Raw genomic sequence first — 19,114 nt, forward strand, 5'->3', positions numbered from 1 at the left:
CGCAACCGGAACTGGCGTGGCGTGATGGGTGGATCCACGCCATGCATGGATGGAACCACCGCGCGGCCACAGTCATCCACGCACAGCGTGGATCTACAGCCAACGGCCATCAACTACCACGCGTCGTTCCACCGGCACTGCAGCCACGGCCGCCGGACCGTGGTCGCCACGCACCGCCACGAACGTCGCCGGCCGGCCTTCGGCAATGCCGTGCTGCGGCAGCCCGATCACCTGCGCGGCATGGGTGGTGACCATGTCCAGCGCCAGCATCAGATCGGCATCGGTGTAGAAGCCCGAGCGGTAGCCCAGCAGCATCGCCCGCTGCAGCAGGTCGCCGTTGCCGTACGGCCACCAGCAGTCGCGGATGTTGTCGTTGCCGGCGAACACGCGCACGCCGGCATCATGCAGTGCGCGCAGCGGCGGGAACGGATGGTCGCCCGGGGCATTGCTCATGATCGCCACGCCCGCCGTCGCCAGCGCCTCGGCCACCTGCAGCGCGCGTGCCAGCGGCACTTCACCCAGCGCATAGGCATGGCTGACCGCAACGCGCCCCTGCAGCCCGGCGGCCCGCGTCCGCGCGGCGATGCGCAGCAGCTGGGCCAGGCCGGTCTCACCGGGCTCGTGCAGATGGATGTCCAGCTGCACGCCATAACGTTCTGCCAGACCGAACAGCAGCGCCAGTTGGCCTTCGGCATCACCATCGAGCGTGGTCGGGTCGATGCCACCGAGCACTTCCACGCCCGCGGAAAGCGCCTGCTCCAGTACGGCGGCGGTGCCCGGGCAGGACATCACCCCGGCCTGCGGGAACGCCACCAGCTGGATGCGCATGATGTCGGCGCAGCGCAGCGCCGCCTCGCGTACGGCCTCGAGGTGGCGCAGGCCAGTGCTGCCGTCGATATCGACGTGACAGCGCATCGCCACGGTGCCGAAGCCACTGCATTGGCGGATCAAGGCCTCGGCGCGGTCCGCCATCGGCGCGGCGGCCGCCACGGCGGCCTTTTCCACCGCCAGCCGCTCGCGCAGGCTGTTCACCGGCTGGTGCGGATGCCAGCGGTCGCCGACAAAGCTCTTGTCCAGATGAATGTGGCCGTCAACCAGGCCCGGGAGGACGGCATAGCCCTGCAAGTCGACGCTTTCCGCCCCTTCGGCCGGCACCGCAGCGCCATTGAGGCCGTGGATGCGCCCCTCACGGATATGGAAATGCAGCGGCGCGCCGTCGCGATCAACCGCGCCATGGACGAACTGAAGCGTCATCGGAAACTCCCGGAAAGCCAAGTCATGGCCGCCATCCTGCGCGCCGGCACCGCCATCGGCCAACGAAATATCTGGATGCCACACATTCATCAAAACGATGATTCCCCCTGCGACAACCGGTCGCAGCCACGCCGTGCACACCCCTGAACGGGTAACATGGGCGCCTGTTTCCGTTGTGATGCCGCATGGGCCCGTCCGACCGCCACGATCGCCTCCGCCGCTGGCAGGCCGCGTCCCTGCTGGCTGCTGCCCCGATCGCCAGCCTGTCCGCCACTGATGCGGCCGCCACCGCGCCGCTGCAGGCGCCGCCTGGCCAACAGCGCATCGCCCCGGCGGCGTTGGTCGAGCGCCTGCACCAGCGCGTGCTGTCCGGGCAGAGCGCGACCGCCACCCTGGAACACTGGTGCGCCGAGCACGGCCTGGCCGAACAGGCACGGGTGCGCGCGGTGCGCGTGCACGGCCAGGACAAGACGGCACCGGCCGACGTGCTGCAGGCACTGGGCGCGAAACCCGGCACCGAGCTGCGCTATCGCCGCGTGCAGCTGGTCTGTGGCAGCCGCGTGCTCTCCGAGGCCGACAACTGGTACCTGCCCGGCCATCTCAGCCCGGCCATGAACCAGGTGCTGGACAGCAGCGACGAACCCTTCGGCCGCGTGGTCGGCCCGCTCGGCTTCCAGCGCCAGACATTGGCCGACCAGACGTTCTGGCCACCGCGCGGTGAAGGCGACCACGGCGTGATCCTGGAAGTGCGGGCCCTGCTGCGCGACCGCCAGCAGCAGCCCTTCAGCTACGTCATCGAGTCGTACCTGCAGCAGGCGCTGCCCTAGGCGACCAGCGCGCCATCGCAGCGGATATCGACACAACACAAGGCCCGGCATTCCCGGGCCTTCTGTTTGCCAACCGGATCAGCGGAACCGGTAGTCCAGCTGCAGCCAGTACTGGCGGCCATACGGGTCGTAGTTGCCGACCGGATAGAACGGCCAGCCGCCTCCGTTCCTGTCCGCCGGCGGGCGGCTGTCACGCAGGTTGTTGACGATCACGCCGACCGACAGGTTCTCGCCGAACTGGCGGAACACGCTGGCGTTGTAAGTCATGTACGGTGCGATGCGGCCACTGCCATCGGTCTTCGGCAGCGAACCGAAGCGGTTGCCATACAGCGTGGTGGTCCAGTCACCCTGGTTCCAGGTGATGCTGCCGTTGGCCTTGCTGCGCCACTGGTAGTCATCCAGCGAGTTGCGGATGTCACGCTCCGGGTCATCGGAGAACTGCCGGTACGTGTGCTCCAGCACCACAGTGTAGGCCAGGCGCGTGGTGAAGCGCCCGTAGCGGCCGGCATCGAAGCGCCAGTTGCCCTTCAGGTCCAGGCCGCGCACCGACTCGGAGGCCGCGTTGATCGGGTTGATCAGCACGCGGGTTACCTGGTCCGGCTGCACCGTGGCGTTGGACGGATTGCGGATCACCCGCGACAGCGCGTCCTGGCACAACGGCGAGCCGATATCACGCGTCTCGCCGCCCAGCGTGCGGCCCAGGCGGCAATCGGCCTCGTCGCGCAGGATGCGGCTGGTATCGAGGCTGGTCACCTCGTTGTCGATGCGGATGTCGTAGTAGTCGGCAGTGAAATCCAGTCCGGACAGCGGCGACCAGACCACGCCGAAACCATAGGACTTGGCGGTTTCCGGCTGCAGCTGCGCGTTGGCACGGTTGCCGTAGTCGATCGACAGGCCGTTGTAGTCGCAGTTGTCATACGACTGGCCTGCGGTGCGGCAGCGCCAGTAGTCGGTCATGCCCGGGTTGTAGCCGCGGGTCTCGGTGGCGAACACGTAGTTCATGTCCGGCGCCCGGAAGCTGGTCGCAGCCGAGCCACGGATCAACAGGCTCTCGATCGGGCGGAACTCGACGCCGAAGCTCCACGTCGCCTTGCCGATGTGCTCGCCGCCTGCGCGGTACTGGTCGTAGCGGCCGGCCAGCGTGGTGGTCAGCGATTTCAACAACGGCAACTGCAGCTCCACGCCGGACGCATAGCGGTCACGATCACCGCCGGCACCGATACCGGCGCTTGTGTTCCAGAACTCGCCGGTGCCCAGGCGCGGGTCCGGGCGGTTGCGGTAGCCCTGGCTGCCGGCCTCGACCACCGCTGCCAGCGCAGCATCGCCGCCCGGCAGCGCGAACAGGCGACCGTTGACGCTGGCGCTGAAGGTCTGCAGCCACGCCGCGTTGCGGCTTTCCTGGTAGCCGGACAGGCCCTCGTATTCGTTCGGCGTCAGCGGCTGGAACAGGCGCGACGGATCCGGCGCATAGACCTCCACGCCGTTGCGCACGCCCCGTTGCGGGCCGAGCAGGTACTCGTTGATGCCGGCCAGCAGCACCGGGCGGCGGGTGCGGTTCTCGTAGCGCGACCGGCTGTAGACCGCTTCATAGTCCCAGCCGCTGTCGCCGATCTGGCCGCGCGCGCCCACGTTGAACGACCACGAGTTCTCCAGGAACCGGTTGGCGTTGCGCGGCAGGCCCCCGATCTCTTCCGGCGCGAACCGGCGGTACCAGCTCTCCAGGTTGCCGGTGTTCTGGTTGTAGAAGTAGTTGCGCGACGACGTCCAGGTCGGGGCGCGGGTGTTGTTGCTGATGCGTGCGCTGCCCACCGCCAGGTCGGCGAACAGGTCGGTGTGCTCGTCCAGATGGAAGGTCAGCAGGCCGTAGCCATTGAGGTTGCGCTTCTCGGTCTGCACGGTCCAGTAGCTGGCGGCCGCCTCGTTGCTGCCGCAGTACGCGCCCAGGCGCGGGTTGTTGGCGCGGAACACGCTGCCGCCATAGATGCCCGACGCTGCGTCGCAGCCAGTGACGCCCGGATCGATGTTGCGACCGGTGGCCGCGTTGCGCCGATAGGCGATCGCCGTTGCCTGCGGTGCCTTGCCGGCCGGGTCATCGTCCAGCGAATCCATGAAGTCGCGCTGGCGCGCGTGGATCGCCTTGCGCACATCGAACTCGAAACCAAACAGGCCGTCCCAGCGCTCGCCGGACGTGCCGCCGACCACCTGCACGCGCTGGTTGTCACCGCCGCCCTGCTGGGTGCCACCGGCGCGCACGTTCACGTCCACGCCCTCGAAGCGGTCCTTGAGGATGATGTTGACCACACCGGCAATGGCGTCGGAGCCGTACACCGCTGACGCACCGGCAGCCAGCACTTCGATGCGCTCGATCAGGGCGCTGGGAATATTGGCCAGGTTGACCACGTTCACCGAGCCTTCGTAGGCCAGCGGGTAGTCGGCCTGGCGGCGGCCGTTGACCAGCACCAGCGTGCGGTTCGGGCCCAGGCCACGCAGGTTGATGGTGTTGGCGGCCGGCGTGAACGTATTGCCGAAGTCCTCGCCCTGCACGTTGCCGGTGTTCTCGGTCAGTGCACTCAGCGCGTCGAAGGCGTTGCGGTAACCCTGCGCGTCGATCTGCTCACGGCTGATCACCGTCACCGGCGAGGGTCCCTCGACACTGGCACGTGGAATGCGCGAGCCGGTGACCTTCACTTCCTGCAGTGTGGTGGGTGCGCTTTCCTGCGCGAAGGCCGGCAGCGAGACCAGCATCAGGGACGACAGCGCGAGCACCAGCGGACGCGGGCGCAACGCCTTGTGGGAGGCGGACATGGGCTTCCTGGGGGAGTGGGCGGGTGGTACGGGGAGCCGTGGCCTGTGCGACACATAACGATCCCGTAACGAAAGTGTCCTGAATGGGTGGTTTCAACGGAAATGACCAGCCCTGATGGGCTTATGCCTGAACCGAATCAGACGGGTCCAGAGCATGGCCGCACTTTTGCAATGAATTGCATGGCCTGGCGCGGCCGGCGCTTCCATCGTGCCGGGATGATCATCCGTACCCACGACACCCACCTCACCCCGTTGCGACCAGTCCTGCGCCGCCACCTGCTGCAACTGCAGGCCGCGCCGGTCACCCTCCGCTCGTTCCAGCGCACCGACCTGCCGCGCTGGCGCGCCTTCGACGATCGCCGCCAACGCGGCCAGCGGCATCCCCCCGGCGTCGATGAGGAGGCGCGGTTCCTCGCCAGTATTCATCGCTCGCGCCTGCAGGAGGACAACGACCAGCTGGTGCTCGGTGTATTCGACGATACCCAGGGCGCCCTGCTGGACCAGTTGCACATCCGCCTGCAGTCCCTGCATTCGCGCTGTGCCGAGCTGCGGTCACTGCAGCACCAGCATGTTCACCCGCAGGCTGCCCTGCAGGCGTTGTGTCCCTTCCTGTTCGACGATGTCGGCCTGCACCGCATCTACGTGCTGCTGCCGCCGGGCTGCACCACTCCGTTCGCCAAAGCACTGCAGGCGCACGGTTTCACCCGCGAAGGCATCCTGCGCGACCACCATCTGGATGCGGAGGGATGGCATGACCGCCAGCTGCTGGCGCTGACCGCGCCGGCCTGGCGCAGCTGCCAGCAGCGGGTCGGCTAGCGCACCCGCTCCAGTGCCGTACCGGCACCGGTCAAGACCGTGCAGGCATGGTCCTGCAGCTCCTCGCCGCTGGCATCGTTGCCGCTGGCGGCGTCCACGCGGGTGGCCAGCAGGATGAAGCCGGGGCCGCCCTGCACGTCATCGCGTCCGGCCACCACCAGGCTCCACTGGCCCACATCGCCCACGCCGCTTAGGCCATAGGCCAGCAGGTTGAGCGGATTGGCGGTCAGTTCCGCACCGGGCAGCAGATAGGCCTGGTACTGATGCCCGCGCAGCGGCACCGGCAACGGTGACCAGCGCGGACCGAGCGCACCGGCATGTGCATCCAGGGCCTGCAGCACATCCGCGCGCAGGCAGTCGACATGGATATGCAGCTGGTGCTGCGAGCGGCCGTGCGGGGAATTCAGCGCCAGGCTGGCCACGCTGCGCGGCAACGGCTGGCCCAGGGCCTGTTCGGTACGACCGCGCGCCTGCCAGGCGGCCGCAAAATAGTTGGGTGCCCCACGCTGGTACAGGCCGTGGCTCTCGATGCCACTGACCTTGTCCAGCGGCATCAGCAGGAACTGGTAGTCACCGTGCGCATCCTTGACCAGCACGTCGCGGCGGTCGGCCGCGGTCTCCACCCGCAGGCAGCTGCCACGCGGGCCTTCCGCCGACTGGCAGTCACGCTCGATCAGGCGCCACAGCGCATCGGAATGGGCCGGCGGCGGAGGCGGCGCGCTCGCACAGGCGGACAACAGCAGCAGGGGCGACAGCAGCAGGGGGCGCAGGGACACGGCGGCGACTCACGGAACAGGCACGGCAGACGGCGCCGCGCTGCATTCTAGCCAGTACAGTGCTGCAATCAGTAGGTGCCGAACGGCACTTCAACCACGATCGGCGCCACGCCCTCGCCCACCTGCAGGGTGTAGCGGTCCAGCGCGCCATCGTCATCGGCATGCGGCTGGCGCTGGAAATGCAGGGGGTAACGGTCATCGCCCAGGCGCACGGCGCTGCCATCAGCCTCCAGGGCGGCACCTTCGGGAATCAGCAGCCCTCCCAGGTCGCTGTAGGCCCCCGGAACATCGGCGAAGCCATAGTCGGCCAGTTCGTCTACCCGCTGCATCGCATAGACATGCGGCAGGTAAGGACGCGCCGGACTGCGGCCATTGCTCAGGTCGGTCACCCAGGCCTGCGGCAGGTGGTACTGCTCGCGCAGCGCGGCCACGCCCAGCGACGGGCTGGCCACCTGCAGGCAGCACACCGCGCGCTTGCCCTCACGGTCCACAACAGCGAATCGATCGCCACGGGTCGCGGCCTGCGGCAGCATCGCGAAGGCCAGATTGCGCTGGGCCGGCGCGTAGCCGGCCTCGGTCTGCAGGTTGCGCCAGGCACCGAACACCGGCGCTTCCGCGGCTGCGGCCGGCACTGGCTCGGCCGCGGTGGCGGCAAATGCCACGCCCAGCACCGACACTGCAAGTACCATCATCGCCCTGCGCTTGTCGCGGAAACTGCCTGCCGTCATACCGTATCCAGCACCTGCACCGGAATGGCCCGGCCTGCCCGCTGGCGTGCTGCCAGTCATCCCTCCCACTATGCAATGACCATGCTGTGCCGGCAATGACCGGGACGCTGACGCCTTTCGCGCGCCGGGTGCTATCGTTCCCGCCATCTTCCCCTGCGCAGGAGCGCTCGCATGTCTGCATTCCGTCTGTCCCTGTTGCTGCCGGCCTCTGCCCTGCTGCTGTCGGCCTGTGTCAGCACCCCGGGCCCGCAGGTCAAGGGCACCGGCCACTGCGACGCCAGCCAGCTCGGCTGGGCGATCGGCCAGCCGGCCAATGAACCCAACATCCGCCGCCTGTCCAGCGAGAGCGGTGCCGGCCTGGTCAACCCGATCGGCCCCAACACCATCACAACCAAGGACATCCGCCACGACCGCCTGCGCGTGTACGTGGACAAGGACAACATCATCACCGCCACCCGCTGCGAATAAGCGCGGCAGAGGTTCTGTAGGGTCGAGCATGGCTCGACGCTACAGTTCAGGGCTCGGTATAGCCGGCGCAGTCCGGCAACGCCTGGTCGGGGTGGAATACCCCATCGCTGAAGCGGAACAGTCGCGTATAGCTGCACGCCGGGTCCTGTTCGGTGCGCAGGTCCTTCTTCTTCAGCGGGCCCTTGGCCAGCGAATCCTCGAAGCGCGAAACACCCGCCGGGAACCGGGTCGCAACCGTCTGGTAGCGCAGCACCGGCATGCCCTCTGCGGCCGTATCCAGCGCCAGCCTTGCCGAGAACCCGTACTCGTCGTGGCAGGCGCCTGCGCGCTGCTTCATGTCCTGCTCGCTGAAACAGGCGCGGATCATCGCGTTGCCCAGCCATGGCAGGGTCAGCACGTCGTCGTCCACCTGAATGTCTTCCTGCAGATGTCGCACGCGCGCCAGCTGCAGCGTGGATGCGTCGGCACCACCGCCCGAGTACATCGCGCTGAATTTGACGACACCGCCCACCAGCACGTTCTGGCGGGCGCGCTGCTGCGGATCGGTGACTGCTTCATCGCTGCCCACGCCCGGCGCCAACCGCACGATCCACGGCCACAGCGACAGCTCGCTTTCCTGCGGCACGTCGATGCTGACGTGGTAGACATGCGGTTTGCTTTCGCCGGCCACCTTCTCAGAGACCTCAAGCGAGGTTGGACGGTCACCGTCCTCGGCCACCGGCTGCACCCGCACGCACCAGGCACGATCGAGGGTGCAGTACTGCATGCGTGCCTCGCCCTGCCCGCTCGGTTCCAGCACCTGCCCCAATGGCTCCATCACGTTGCCGGCGGCGTCACGCTGCTGCGGCAGGATCGAGGGCTCCGCCAGCACCAGCAAAGGGGTCGCCAGCAATGCAGCGCACAGGGTCGTGCGGGCAACGAGGGTGGGCATGGGCGGCTCCTGCGGTTGGGCTTTCGATGGTAACCGCTGCCCCGGTAGAGTCGAGCTCGCTCGACTTCACCTTTGTAGAGTCGAGCCATGCTCGACTGCTGTCTGTCGGGAAGAGCAGCCGAGCATAGGCTCGGCTCTACAGCAAAGCCGCGTTGTATCCGTCAATGCCCACTGCAATCGCAGCTGCCCCACCCCTTCGCCTTCGACGTCTGGCCGATACCGGGGTTGAACGTGTTGCTCGGGTCCAGCTGCTTGTAGAACCCCGCCAGCGCCGGCTTGGCCGGGTACAGGTGGCCGACGTTGTGCTCGGCCGGATACTCGGCGCCACGCTGGTCCAGCAGCGCCCACATCGCATGCTCGATCGCCATCGGGTCTTCGCCCTTGCGCGCGATGTAGTCCTGGTGGAACACATGGCACAGGAAGTGGCCGTAATACAGCTTGTGCAGCAGGCGGCCGTCGATATCGGCCGGCAGCTGCTCGAACCAGTCGGCGTCATCACGGCGCAGGGCGATGTCCAACGCCACGATGTCCTGCACCTGGTCGCGATGCACCTCACGGTAGCGCACCGCCGCACCGGCCACGGCGAAGCGATGCAGGAAGGCCTTGCGCCCCTCATCGGCCGTGCAGTGGAAGTAACCGCCCTCGTGGTCGGCGAAGAAGCCGCGCAGCCAGGCCTCGGTTTCCGCTGCGTCCTGCGCGGAGACCTTCAGCAGCAGATGATGCTCGTAGCGCTGGCGGAACTCGCCCATGCGCTTGGGCAGGTGCGAGGGCAGCAGGCCGGTCAGCACCTGCATCACCCGGTCGGTCACCCCGCGCAGGCCCAGCCGCTCGAACCAGCCGTCAACCCGGCTCTTCAATGCGAACGCGGCCGGCACACGCGCGGTGCCGAGGCGATCGATCAGCAGGAAACTGTCCTTGCCGTAGCGCTCGCCGATGTCATAGGCATCGCGGTGGATGTATTCGCCGGCAATCGGCAGGCGTTCGAAGCCGGTCAGCAGCTGGCGCCGGATCGCGGTGAGGCTGTCGGTACGGTTGCTGCCGATATAGAAGACCTCGGCCGCCTCCTTCTCGAAGGTGTCCAGGCGCACCGCGAACACTGCCAGCTTGCCGGCAGATCCCGCTGCCTCGAAGTGGCGGCTGGGGTCGGCGTTGAAGCGTGCCGGCGTATCGGCATCGACCCGGCGCACTTCCTCGGCGTAGCGCGGATCGGAGGCGGCACGGCCGTCACCGTCACCCACGTCGGCAGCACGGTAATCACCCGCCTGCAGGCGCTGCAGGATCTGCTCGGGCGTATCGCCCAGCGCGATGCCCAGATGGTTGACCAGCTGCAGCTGGCCCTGCGCATCGACCTGCGCATACAGTGCCAGCTCGGTGTAGGCCGGGCCGCGACGCACCAGCGCGCCGCCGGAGTTGTTGCAGATGCCGCCCAGCACCGAGGCGCCGATGCAGGACGAGCCGATCACCGAATGCGGTTCACGGCCCAGTGGCGCCAGCGTCTGTTCCAGCCGGTCCAGTGTCGCGCCGGGCAGGCACAGCACCTGCCGACCTTCGTTCAACAGCTGGATGCCGGTCAGGCGCAGCGTGCTGACCAGCACGATCGGACGCCCATAGTCGTTCCCATCCGGGGTCGAGCCACCGGTCAGGCCGGTGTTGGCTGCCTGCAGGATGATAGCCGCGCCGCCCTGCACCGCCGCCTGCAGCACACGCCACAGCTCCAGCAGCGTGCCCGGGCGCACCACCGCCAGCACCGGGCCCTCACCGAAGCGGTAGCCACGGCGGAAACGGCGGGTGGCCTTGTCGCCGGTCAGTACGTGGCGACTGCCGACTGCGTCGCGCAACTGCGCCAGCACGGCATCGTGGCCACTCATGGCAGGCTGACCAGCGAATCGCGACCGATGTCGGCGATGCGGCGCGCGCCGGTCAGTGTCATCGCCACGCGCATCTCCTTGGCGATCAGGTCCAGCAGGTTGGCCACGCCGGCCTCGCCCTGTGCGGCCAGCGCATAGACGAAGGCACGGCCCAGCAGCACGGTATCGGCCCCCAGCGCCAGCATGCGCACCACGTCCAGGCCGGTGCGGATGCCGGAATCGGCGAGGATCTTCAGGTCGCCCTGCACCGCATCGGCAATCGCCGGCAATGCACGCGCGGTGGACAGCACGCCATCCAGCTGGCGACCACCGTGGTTGGAGACCACGATGCCATCAGCGCCGAACTTGACCGCGTCGCGCGCGTCATCCGGGTCGAGGATGCCCTTGATCACCATCGGGCCCTTCCAGAACTCGCGGATCCATTCCAGGTCCTTCCACGAAATGGACGGATCGAAGTTGCTGCCCAACCAACCGATGTAATCCTCCAGCCCGGTCGGGTTGCCACGATAGGTGGAGATGTTGCCGAGGTCATGCGGGCGGCCGAACAGGCCCACGTCCCACGCCCAGTGCGGATGGGTGATGGCCTGGCCGATGCGGCGCAGCGAGGCGTTCGGACCGCTCATGCCCGAGTGCGCGTCACGGTAGCGCGCGCCCGGCACCGGCATGTCCACGGTGAACACCAGCGTGGTCACGCCCGCAGCCTGTGCGCGCTCCAATGCATTGCGCATGAAGCCCCGATCGCGCAGCACGTACAGCTGGAACCACATCGGCCGCTGGATCGCCGGGGCCACTTCCTCGATCGGGCACACCGATACCGTGGACAGGGTGAACGGGATACCACGGCTGTCGGCCGCGCGCGCCGCCTGCACTTCACCGCGCCGGGCATACATGCCGGTCAGGCCGACCGGCGCCAGCGCCACCGGCATCGCCAGTTTTTCGCCGAACAGCTCGGTTTCCAGGCTCAGGTCCGACATGTTGCGCAGGATGCGCTGGCGCAGCGCGATGTCGGACAGGTCGGAAACGTTGCGCTTCAGCGTGTGCTCGGCATACGCGCCGCCATCGATGTAGTGGAACAGGAACGGCGGCAGCCGGCGTTGCGCTGCGGCACGGTAATCGGTGGAGGCGGAGATGATCATGGGGTCAACCGTGTGGGGAAGGTAGACGCGAGGCCCGCGCACGCCGGGCTTCGTTGTCATCGAGGGTGCGCAGCGTGGTGTGCACGAACTCGAGGTGGGCATGCGCGGCGGCGCGCGCGCGTTCGGGGTCGCCGGCCAGCACCGCGTCCATCATCTCGCGGTGCTGGTCGGACAGCGGCGAGAAGGTCCTCGCCGAGGTATAGAGCTTCTCGCGGCTCTGCGAGATGTTGGTCTGCAGCAGTTCGAACAGGCCGCGCATCACCTGCAGCAGCACCAGGTTGTGCGAGGCCTCGGCGATGGACAGGTGGAAGGCGGCGTCGGCCTCGGCTTCGCCGGTGGGGTCGTCCTTGCCGTGCGCGTCCATCATGGTCTGGAAGGCCTGGGCGATGCGCGTGCGGTCCTCGTCGGTGGCACGCAGCGCCGCATGCCAGGCGGTGGCACCTTCCAGCGCGTGGCGGATCTCCAGCACGTCGAAGCGGTACTCCGGGTCGCCCTGGAACAGCGGCAGGTACGGCGCCAGCGGTTCATCCAGCGCCTGCCGCGCGCGCGCCGCGGGTTCGGCCACGTAGGTGCCGCCACCCACCCGTGCGGTCAGCAGGCCCTGGCTGGCCAGCTGCGCGATGGCCTCGCGCAGCGCGGTGCGCGAGACCCCCAGCTGCACCGCCAGGGTGCGCTCGGCCGGCAGCCGATCGCCCGGTTGCAGCCGCTGTTCCTGCACCAGGCCGCGCAGCTGCGCGGCCACCTTGTCCGAAATACGTTGCGTGCTCATGGTGCCATTGTGGCCCGAAGCGCGCAGCGGGTGGTCGGCTGACCGTGCATGGCTCAGGGAATCATCCAGGTCAGCCAGTAGGCCTGCGCCAGGGTGATCAGGCCGACCATCGTGGTGAAGATCAGGCTGTGCTTGACCGTGAAACGGAACAGGTCCGATTCCTTGCCGGCCAGGCCGACCGCGGCGCAGGCAATGGCAATCGACTGCGGCGAGATCATCTTGCCGGTAACGCCACCGGTGGTGTTGGCCGCCACCAGCAGCACGTCGGACACGCCGATCTGCTGCGCGGTGGTGGCCTGCAGCGCCGAGAACAGCGCGTTGGACGAGGTGTCCGAGCCGGTCAGGAACACGCCCAGCCAGCCCAGGAACGGCGAGAAGAACGGGAACGCATCACCGGTATGCGCCAGTGCCAGCGCCAGCGTCGCCGACAGGCCCGAGTAGTTGGCGATGAAGGCGAAGGCCAGCACCATGCCGATCGAATAGATCGGCATGCGCAGCTCACGCACCGTCTCACCGAAGGTCTGCAACGCCGACCGGGCCGGCATGCGCAGCGCAATGATCGCGATCACGGCGGCGAGGATGATCGAGGTACCGGTGGCCGAGAACCAGTCGAATTTATAGACCGCCTCATAGCTGAGCGGCGCGTCCACGATCGGTGGCATCTTCTGCACCATCTGGTCCAGGCCCGGCACCGGGAGCTTCAGCACCCAGCTTTCCAGCGGGCCGCCCGCCGCGAACAGCGACTTGAACGGCTTGATGCTCCACAGCGTGACCATCGCGGTGAGGATCAGGAACGGCGACCACGCCTTGGCGATCTGGCCGACGCTGTAGCGCGGCGCTTCCAGTGCCTGTGCAGCCGCCTCGGCGCTGGTTTCGGTGTCGAAGCGGAAGATCCGTACCGGCTTCCAGCGGCGCAGGAACAAAGTCAGGCAGACCAGCGATGCCAGCGACGCGGTGATGTCCGGCAGTTCCGGGCCGATGAAATTGGAGGTCAGGTACTGGGCGATGGCGAACGAACCACCTGCCACCAGCACCGCCGGCCAGGTTTCCTTGATGCCGCGCCAGCCATCCATGATCGCCATGATCCAGAACAGCACGATGAGGGTCAGGAACGGCAGCTGGCGGCCGGCCATCTGGCCGATCTCGAACGCGTCCAGGCCGGTGACCTGCCCGGCCACGATGATCGGAATGCCCATCGCCCCGAAGGCCACCGGCGCGGTGTTGACGATCAGGCACAGGCCCGCCGCATACAGTGGCTTGAAGCCCAGCCCGACCAGCAGCGCGGCGGTGATCGCCACCGGCGCACCGAAGCCGGCCGCGCCTTCCAGGAAGGCACCGAAGGCGAAACCGACCATCAGCATCTGCAGGCGCTGGTCTTCGGTCACCGACAGGATCGAGGCGCGGATGATGTCGAACTGCCCGGTCTTGACCGAGACTTTGTAGAGGAACACCGCGCCGATGATGATCCAGGCGATCGGCCACAGCCCGTAGACGAAGCCGAACCCGGCCGCGCCCAGCGCCTGGGTCAACGGCATGCGGTAGAACAGCAGGGCCACGCCGAGTGCGATGGCCACGGTGATCGTGCCGGCCAGCCAGCCCTTCATGCGCAGCACGGCCAGGGCGACGAAGAAGAACGCGATCGGCAGCAGCGCGATCAGGCTGGACAACCACAGGTTGCCGGCGGGGTCGTACAGATGTTGCCAGGGCTGCATGAAGGCTCTCGACTGGGGCGGGATGTGCTCCACCGCGGGCGGTGGGTCGCCGTGATCGATATTTATTGGTCCTACCAATAAGCGGAATCATCGAACCACGTGGAGCGGATTTAACCGCCACTCCGGCGAAGCGCCTATTAGACCATAGGGCTAGGCGCCATATTGGTCCGACCAAATAGATCCCTATGGTAGTGCCGGCTGCTTGCCGGCAACTCGAGATTCCCTACGAAATCCGCTTCTCCAACCGCCGCATCACTGCCAGCACAAGCACGCACAGCACGCTCACCCCGATCGCAATCACGTACTTGCCGATGCCCACGGCGATGCCGATGGCCGCCGCCATGATCAGCGAGCTTGCGGTGGTCAATCCGCTGACCTGGTCCTCGCGTGAGCCGCGCAGGATGGTGCCGGCGGCCACGAATCCCACGCAGGCCACCACCGCTTCGATAAGACGTACCGGGTCAACCTGCAGCAGGTCGCGGTAACGCTCCTGCTGGAAATGCTCGGCCACCGAGTCGCCGAGGCCGACGATCAGCGCTGCAGCGCCGGCAATCAGCATGTGCGTGCGCAGGCCCGCAGCGTGCTTGCCCATCTCGCGCTCGACGCCGAGCACGCCACCGAACAGCATCGCTGCGGCCACGCGCAGCAGGATCGAGACATCCTGGGTGAGTTCCATGGGCAGGCTCCGGGAGTTTCCCGGAGCGTCGCGTGGCACCCGTGGCACAGAGGTGAAGGCCACGCCACAGTCCGTTCACCTGGTAGCGCCGGGCCATGCCCGGCGTCACCGCACCCTGCGTTCAACGCATCACTGCGCGAGGTAGCCACCATCGATGGCGTAGTACGCGCCGGTCGCGAACGAGGCATCGTCACTGGCCAGCCAGGCCACCAGTGCCGCCACTTCCTCCGCCGTACCCAGCCGCTTCAGCGCGTGCCGCCCTTCCAGCGTGGCACGCACCTTCGGGTCCATCTTCTCCAGCAGCGGCGTGCTGATGAAACCCGGGCCGACTGCATTGACACGGATACCATCGCCCGCATGCTCCCAGGCGGCGGTCTGGGTCAGCCCGACCACGCCGTGCTTGGCCGCGACGTACGCAGTGGAACCGGCATAGCCGACCTGGCCCAGGATCGAGGCCATGTTGATGATGCTGCCGCCGGTTCCGGCCGCGCGCATCGCCTGGATCTGCGCACGCTGGCACAGGAACACGCTGGTGAGGTTGACATCGATTACCCGCTGCCAGCCATCGATCGGATAGTCACCGCTGCTGGCCGCCGGCCCGCCGATACCGGCGTTGTTGACCGCCACATGCAGGCCGTCGAGTTCCTTGATCGTGCGCTGCACGGCTGCCTCCACCGCAGCGTCGTCGGTGACGTCCAGCGCGATGCCGATGGCCTGTGCACCGGTGCTGCGCAACTGCGCCACGGTGGCATCCACCGCATCCTGCTTCAGGTCCCAGACCGAAATACGGGCACCGGATGCGGCCAGCGTCTGCGTCACGGCCAAGCCGATGCCCGACACGCCGCCGGTCACGATCGCGGTCTTGCCGGTCAACTGGTAATCAATCATCTGCATTCTCCATCGGTGGGGGTAGCGATGCGGCGCGCGGCCGCCAATCCATCACCCTACGCCGGCCGCTGTGACGAGCAGACCAACTGCCTGTCCGCGGATGATCGTTCCAGCAATGAAACCTCAACCGAGGTTCATGTAGGGAATCAAGTACGGATATAGCGCCAAAACGCTGGCGTATGTTCGACGCCCCGTTCAACTTGGCCGTAATGACCAATCGGTTTGACCGTATTCAAATCCCCTGCGAATGATTCGCAGCGACAATGGGAAACGTTTCCAGTTTCTTCGACACATTCCCTCCAACCTGGCGTTTGCCGGCCTTCCAGGCTGCCCGCTACGCGGCAGCACAGGGGCCCATGGCCGCCAGCGCCTCCCCCCTCCTGTACGTGCCGAGCGATGTCCCGATACTTCACCTTTGCCGATTACCGCCGCTTCGGCCAACGCCATGGCTTCGATTACCGCGCTGATCCGGAACACCTGCGCGAAGACCAGTGGGCCGGCCGCGGCGAAGTCAACGAACAGTTCATGCGCGGTGGCATGAGCCTGATCGCCTCCGACGTGCATAACCGGTTCCCCTATGTGGCTACCGCGCAGCAGCGCCCCGGGCTCGCCATCCGCGTGATGCTGCAGGGCCAGGTCGACGTGCGTATCCCGCGACGCGGAAGTTTCACCCTGCGTGCCGGCACCGCGATGACCGCCCACCATCGCGACCAGATCGAGATGACCGGCGCACACCCCGGCGAAACGCGCCTGCGTGGGGTCAGCGTGATCGTGCCGGGTGGCATCGACGCGGATGTCTTCCAGATGCCACAGCTGGAAAAGGCGCTTGGCACGCACCTGGAATGCCGCCACTGGGCCATTCCCCACACCATGCTGCCGGTGCTGGGCCAGTTGTTCGACAGCCCGTGGCAGGACGGCATCGACGCCTTGTGGCGCGAAGGCGTGGCACTGCAGCTGCTGGCCCTCGGCCTGCAGGCCGAGGATCTGCAGACCGATCAGGTGCGCACGCTGCGCGCCGGCCAGCGTGAGCGCCTGGAACGGGTGCGCAGCTACCTGCATGACGACCCCAGCCATGCACACAGCCTGGTCGAGCTGGCCCGGCTGGCCTGCATGAGCCCCAGCTCATTGCGCCGCCACTTTGCCCAGCAGTATGGAAGCTCGGTATTCGACTACCTGCACGAGCAGCGCATGCGCCATGCCGAACAGGGCCTGCGCGAAGACGGATGGACGGTTGAGCAGGCCGCCGCTGCCAGTGGCTACCGCCATCCCAGCAACTTCGCCGCCGCGTTCCGTAAACGCTTCGGCCTGGTGCCCAGCCGCTGGCGCACCGGCCCGTCAAAGGTGGGGTAGCAGCTCCTGCCCTGGTAGATGTCGACCTTGGTCGACACGCTTTCACGCCATTGCGGTTGCCGGCCAGCGGCCGGCACTACCGCAGCCGCCGGGTATCGCGCACCCGGCGTACCTCATCAAACTCAATACACCGGCAGATCGATGTAGCTGGCCTGCGCCGCACTGTGCCAGACCCGCTGCGTGGCCTTCTGGTAATCGCCCGGCTTGGCCAGGTAGATATTCGGCACGTAGGTCTGCGGGTTGCGGTCGTACAACGGGAACAGGCTGGACTGCACCTGCACCATCACCCGGTGCCCCTTCTGGAAGGTGTGGTTGGCATTGGGCAGGTCGAAGCGGTACGGCAGCACTTCGTTGGCGGCCAGCGGCTTCGGATCGCTGAAGCTCTCGCGATAGCGGCCGCGGAAGATCGCCAGCGACACCGGCAGCTCGTAACCGCCCATCTCCGGCGTCGACGCTTCCTGGTCCGGATACACGTCGATCAGCTTCACCACCCAGTCGCTGTCGGTGCCACTGGTCGACGCCTGCAGATGCACCACCGGTGCGCCGCCGATGCGCAGCGGCGCGGCCAGCGGTTCGGTGATGAAGGTCAGCACGTCCGGGCGGCCATCAACGAAACGCTGGTCCTTGACCAGCCAGGTGGTCCACATGTCGCGGTCACCGAAGCGGACCGGGCGCGGCACGAACGGCACCGGCTTGGCCGGGTCGGACACGTATTCCTCGAAGTCACCCTCGCCCGCCGCCGGCGCCTGGAACGCCAGCTTGCCGCCGGCACGCAGGTACAGCGGCTTGCTGCTGGCGGCACAGCCCTTGTCGCAGCTGCGCGGCCAGCCCTTGAGGCGATCCCAGTGGTTTTCACCGGTGTTGTAGATCAGCACCGGCGGCGTGTCCGCCTTCGGCGCACCGTCCACCAGGTACTGGTCGAAGAACGGCTTGAGCACATCGCGACGGAACTGCAGCGCGGTATCGCCATCGAACTTCAGCGCACCCAGCTCGCTGCCGCTGTAGTTCACCTGGCTGTGCCGCCACGGGCCCATCACCAGGTAGTTGCGGTTGTTGCCGCTGTCGCGCCCTTCCATCGCCTGGTAGGCGTGGTTGGCCCCCCACATGTCTTCCTGGTCCCACAGGCCCTGCAGCCACATGGTCGGCACCTTCAGCGGTGTCTTTGCCATCACCGCATCCAGCGCCTGGCCCTGCCAGAAGCCATCATAGGCCGGGTGCTCGACCAGCTTCTTCCACCAGGTCAGTTGGTCCACGCCGGTGAAACGCGCGTAGTCGCCGGCCGAACCGATGCGCAGGAAGGTGCTGTAGTCGTCGTAGCCGAGGCTGGGCAGCGGCGTGCCCTTGCCGCGCTTCTCGGTCTGCATCGCGAAATAGTTGAAATTGACCTGGCGGAACGCACCGTAGTTGAGCCAGTCATCACCCATCCAGCCATCAACCATCGGGCTCTGCGGCGCAGCCACCTTCAGCGCCGGGTGCGGGTCGGTCAGCGCCATCACCACGGTGAAGCCCTCGTACGACGAACCGAGCATGCCGACCTTGCCATTGCTCTCCGGAACGTTCTTCACCAGCCAGTCGATGGTGTCCCAGGCGTCGGTAGAGTGATCCACCTTGGTATTGTTCAATGGCCCGCGCAGCGGCCGGGTCATCACGTAATCGCCTTCGGAGCCGTACTTGCCACGGATATCCTGGAACACGCGGATGTAACCGCCGTCGACGAACACCTCATCGCCCTGCGGCAGCAGGTCGCGCATGCGCGGTGAATCACTGCGGCTGGCGCGGCCGGCGGCATCGTAAGGGGTGCGGGTCAGCAGGATCGGGGCGTTGCGGGCGCCCTTGGGCACCACGATCACCGTATACAGCTTGGTGCCATCACGCATCGGCACCATCACCACGCGCTTGTCGTAGTCACGACCGACATCGGGGGCAACGAAGGGTTTGCCGCTGATGTCCGGGGTCATCGGCGGGGTATCGGCGGCCAGCACGGTGCTGGACAGGCAAAGGGCGATGGCAACAGCAACGGCACGCACACGCATGGACAACCCCTCCCGGCAGGAAAGCCTCAAGCCTACTCCTGCCCCGAGCCGTGAAGTGTGTGCAGGCTTTGCATTCT

16 protein-coding genes are annotated in these 19,114 nt (G+C 67.2%); 4 read left to right on the forward strand and 12 right to left on the reverse strand.

The window, feature by feature from the left end; all coding sequences use genetic code 11:
- Positions 1-93 precede the first annotated feature (93 nt).
- Positions 94-1,254: an amidohydrolase family protein gene (locus ACUZUJ_RS13085; protein WP_049443376.1), complete on the reverse strand. Its 1,161-nt coding sequence runs from the start codon at positions 1,252-1,254 to the stop codon at positions 94-96.
- Between the two features lie 185 nt (positions 1,255-1,439).
- Between ACUZUJ_RS13085 and ACUZUJ_RS13090 the strand changes: the two genes are divergently transcribed.
- On the forward strand, positions 1,440-2,081 hold the full coding sequence (locus ACUZUJ_RS13090; protein WP_014037548.1) for a hypothetical protein: 642 nt from the start codon (positions 1,440-1,442) through the stop codon (positions 2,079-2,081).
- 78 nt (positions 2,082-2,159) lie between these two features.
- Here the strand turns inward: ACUZUJ_RS13090 and ACUZUJ_RS13095 are convergent, their stop codons facing one another.
- Positions 2,160-4,886, reverse strand: coding sequence for a TonB-dependent receptor plug domain-containing protein (locus ACUZUJ_RS13095; RefSeq protein ID WP_458219857.1), 2,727 nt, complete (start codon positions 4,884-4,886; stop codon positions 2,160-2,162).
- A 216-nt stretch (positions 4,887-5,102) separates the two neighbouring features.
- On the opposite strand from ACUZUJ_RS13095, the gene ACUZUJ_RS13100 reads away from it, so the two are divergent.
- Complete coding sequence (locus ACUZUJ_RS13100) at positions 5,103-5,702, forward strand: GNAT family N-acetyltransferase (RefSeq protein WP_049443375.1); 600 nt, start codon at positions 5,103-5,105, stop codon at positions 5,700-5,702.
- Here ACUZUJ_RS13100 and ACUZUJ_RS13105 read toward each other — a convergent pair.
- Together ACUZUJ_RS13105 and ACUZUJ_RS13110 are read right to left on the reverse strand one after the other, a co-directional pair.
- Entirely contained in the window at positions 5,699-6,478 is a 780-nt protein-coding gene (locus ACUZUJ_RS13105; RefSeq protein ID WP_049443348.1) for a CDP-diacylglycerol diphosphatase, read from the reverse strand. The two genes, ACUZUJ_RS13100 and ACUZUJ_RS13105, sit on opposite strands and share 4 nt — an antisense overlap.
- A gap of 68 nt (positions 6,479-6,546) precedes the next feature.
- Complete coding sequence (locus tag ACUZUJ_RS13110) at positions 6,547-7,206, reverse strand: hypothetical protein (protein WP_049443347.1); 660 nt, start codon at positions 7,204-7,206, stop codon at positions 6,547-6,549.
- Positions 7,207-7,377: 171 nt separating this feature from the next.
- Between ACUZUJ_RS13110 and ACUZUJ_RS13115 the strand changes: the two genes are divergently transcribed.
- Positions 7,378-7,674: a hypothetical protein gene (locus ACUZUJ_RS13115; protein WP_014037553.1), complete on the forward strand. Its 297-nt coding sequence runs from the start codon at positions 7,378-7,380 to the stop codon at positions 7,672-7,674.
- Positions 7,675-7,720: 46 nt separating this feature from the next.
- On the opposite strand, the gene ACUZUJ_RS13120 is transcribed toward ACUZUJ_RS13115, so the two are convergent.
- The 7 genes from ACUZUJ_RS13120 to ACUZUJ_RS13150 form a co-directional block, all read right to left on the reverse strand.
- Entirely contained in the window at positions 7,721-8,605 is an 885-nt protein-coding gene (locus tag ACUZUJ_RS13120; protein WP_049443346.1) for a hypothetical protein, read from the reverse strand.
- A gap of 161 nt (positions 8,606-8,766) precedes the next feature.
- Entirely contained in the window at positions 8,767-10,473 is a 1,707-nt protein-coding gene (gene dld / locus ACUZUJ_RS13125) for a D-lactate dehydrogenase (RefSeq protein WP_049443345.1), read from the reverse strand.
- Complete coding sequence (lldD, locus tag ACUZUJ_RS13130; protein WP_010485059.1) at positions 10,470-11,609, reverse strand: FMN-dependent L-lactate dehydrogenase LldD; 1,140 nt, start codon at positions 11,607-11,609, stop codon at positions 10,470-10,472. Before lldD ends, dld begins: the two co-directional genes overlap by 4 nt.
- A gap of 4 nt (positions 11,610-11,613) precedes the next feature.
- Complete coding sequence (lldR, locus tag ACUZUJ_RS13135) at positions 11,614-12,378, reverse strand: transcriptional regulator LldR (protein ID WP_012480578.1); 765 nt, start codon at positions 12,376-12,378, stop codon at positions 11,614-11,616.
- Between the two features lie 53 nt (positions 12,379-12,431).
- Positions 12,432-14,090: an L-lactate permease gene (lldP, locus tag ACUZUJ_RS13140; protein ID WP_049443344.1), complete on the reverse strand. Its 1,659-nt coding sequence runs from the start codon at positions 14,088-14,090 to the stop codon at positions 12,432-12,434.
- Positions 14,091-14,313: 223 nt separating this feature from the next.
- Positions 14,314-14,766, reverse strand: a complete 453-nt coding sequence (locus tag ACUZUJ_RS13145) for an MgtC/SapB family protein (RefSeq protein ID WP_005410036.1) — start codon at positions 14,764-14,766, stop codon at positions 14,314-14,316.
- 129 nt (positions 14,767-14,895) lie between these two features.
- On the reverse strand, positions 14,896-15,654 hold the full coding sequence (locus ACUZUJ_RS13150; protein WP_049443374.1) for an SDR family NAD(P)-dependent oxidoreductase: 759 nt from the start codon (positions 15,652-15,654) through the stop codon (positions 14,896-14,898).
- 396 nt (positions 15,655-16,050) lie between these two features.
- Between ACUZUJ_RS13150 and ACUZUJ_RS13155 the strand changes: the two genes are divergently transcribed.
- A complete protein-coding gene (locus ACUZUJ_RS13155; RefSeq protein WP_049443343.1) occupies positions 16,051-17,004 on the forward strand; it encodes a helix-turn-helix transcriptional regulator in 954 nt (317 codons plus the stop codon).
- 122 nt (positions 17,005-17,126) lie between these two features.
- On the opposite strand, the gene ACUZUJ_RS13160 is transcribed toward ACUZUJ_RS13155, so the two are convergent.
- Positions 17,127-19,037 carry a CocE/NonD family hydrolase gene (locus tag ACUZUJ_RS13160; RefSeq protein ID WP_101765678.1) on the reverse strand — a complete coding sequence of 637 codons (1,911 nt, stop codon included), beginning with the start codon at positions 19,035-19,037 and terminating at the stop codon, positions 17,127-17,129.
- Positions 19,038-19,114 lie beyond the last annotated feature (77 nt).

The organism is Stenotrophomonas sp. S4, assembly GCF_054187805.2.

Excerpts from the sequence above, each read along its gene's own strand:
- ACUZUJ_RS13150 (WP_049443374.1), bottom strand. The coding sequence starts at position 15,654 with ATGATTGATTACCAGTTGACCGGCAAGACCGCGATCGTGACCGGCGGC.
- lldR (WP_012480578.1), bottom strand. The coding sequence starts at position 12,378 with ATGAGCACGCAACGTATTTCGGACAAGGTGGCCGCGCAGCTGCGCGGC.
- ACUZUJ_RS13120 (WP_049443346.1), bottom strand. The coding sequence starts at position 8,605 with ATGCCCACCCTCGTTGCCCGCACGACCCTGTGCGCTGCATTGCTGGCG.
- ACUZUJ_RS13145 (WP_005410036.1), bottom strand. The coding sequence starts at position 14,766 with ATGGAACTCACCCAGGATGTCTCGATCCTGCTGCGCGTGGCCGCAGCG.
- dld (WP_049443345.1), bottom strand. The coding sequence starts at position 10,473 with ATGAGTGGCCACGATGCCGTGCTGGCGCAGTTGCGCGACGCAGTCGGC.
- ACUZUJ_RS13155 (WP_049443343.1), top strand. The coding sequence starts at position 16,051 with ATGTCCCGATACTTCACCTTTGCCGATTACCGCCGCTTCGGCCAACGC.
- ACUZUJ_RS13160 (WP_101765678.1), bottom strand. The coding sequence starts at position 19,037 with ATGCGTGTGCGTGCCGTTGCTGTTGCCATCGCCCTTTGCCTGTCCAGC.
- ACUZUJ_RS13100 (WP_049443375.1), top strand. The coding sequence starts at position 5,103 with ATGATCATCCGTACCCACGACACCCACCTCACCCCGTTGCGACCAGTC.
- ACUZUJ_RS13090 (WP_014037548.1), top strand. The coding sequence starts at position 1,440 with ATGGGCCCGTCCGACCGCCACGATCGCCTCCGCCGCTGGCAGGCCGCG.
- ACUZUJ_RS13095 (WP_458219857.1), bottom strand. The coding sequence starts at position 4,886 with ATGTCCGCCTCCCACAAGGCGTTGCGCCCGCGTCCGCTGGTGCTCGCG.
- ACUZUJ_RS13110 (WP_049443347.1), bottom strand. The coding sequence starts at position 7,206 with ATGACGGCAGGCAGTTTCCGCGACAAGCGCAGGGCGATGATGGTACTT.
- lldP (WP_049443344.1), bottom strand. The coding sequence starts at position 14,090 with ATGCAGCCCTGGCAACATCTGTACGACCCCGCCGGCAACCTGTGGTTG.
- lldD (WP_010485059.1), bottom strand. The coding sequence starts at position 11,609 with ATGATCATCTCCGCCTCCACCGATTACCGTGCCGCAGCGCAACGCCGG.
- ACUZUJ_RS13115 (WP_014037553.1), top strand. The coding sequence starts at position 7,378 with ATGTCTGCATTCCGTCTGTCCCTGTTGCTGCCGGCCTCTGCCCTGCTG.
- ACUZUJ_RS13085 (WP_049443376.1), bottom strand. The coding sequence starts at position 1,254 with ATGACGCTTCAGTTCGTCCATGGCGCGGTTGATCGCGACGGCGCGCCG.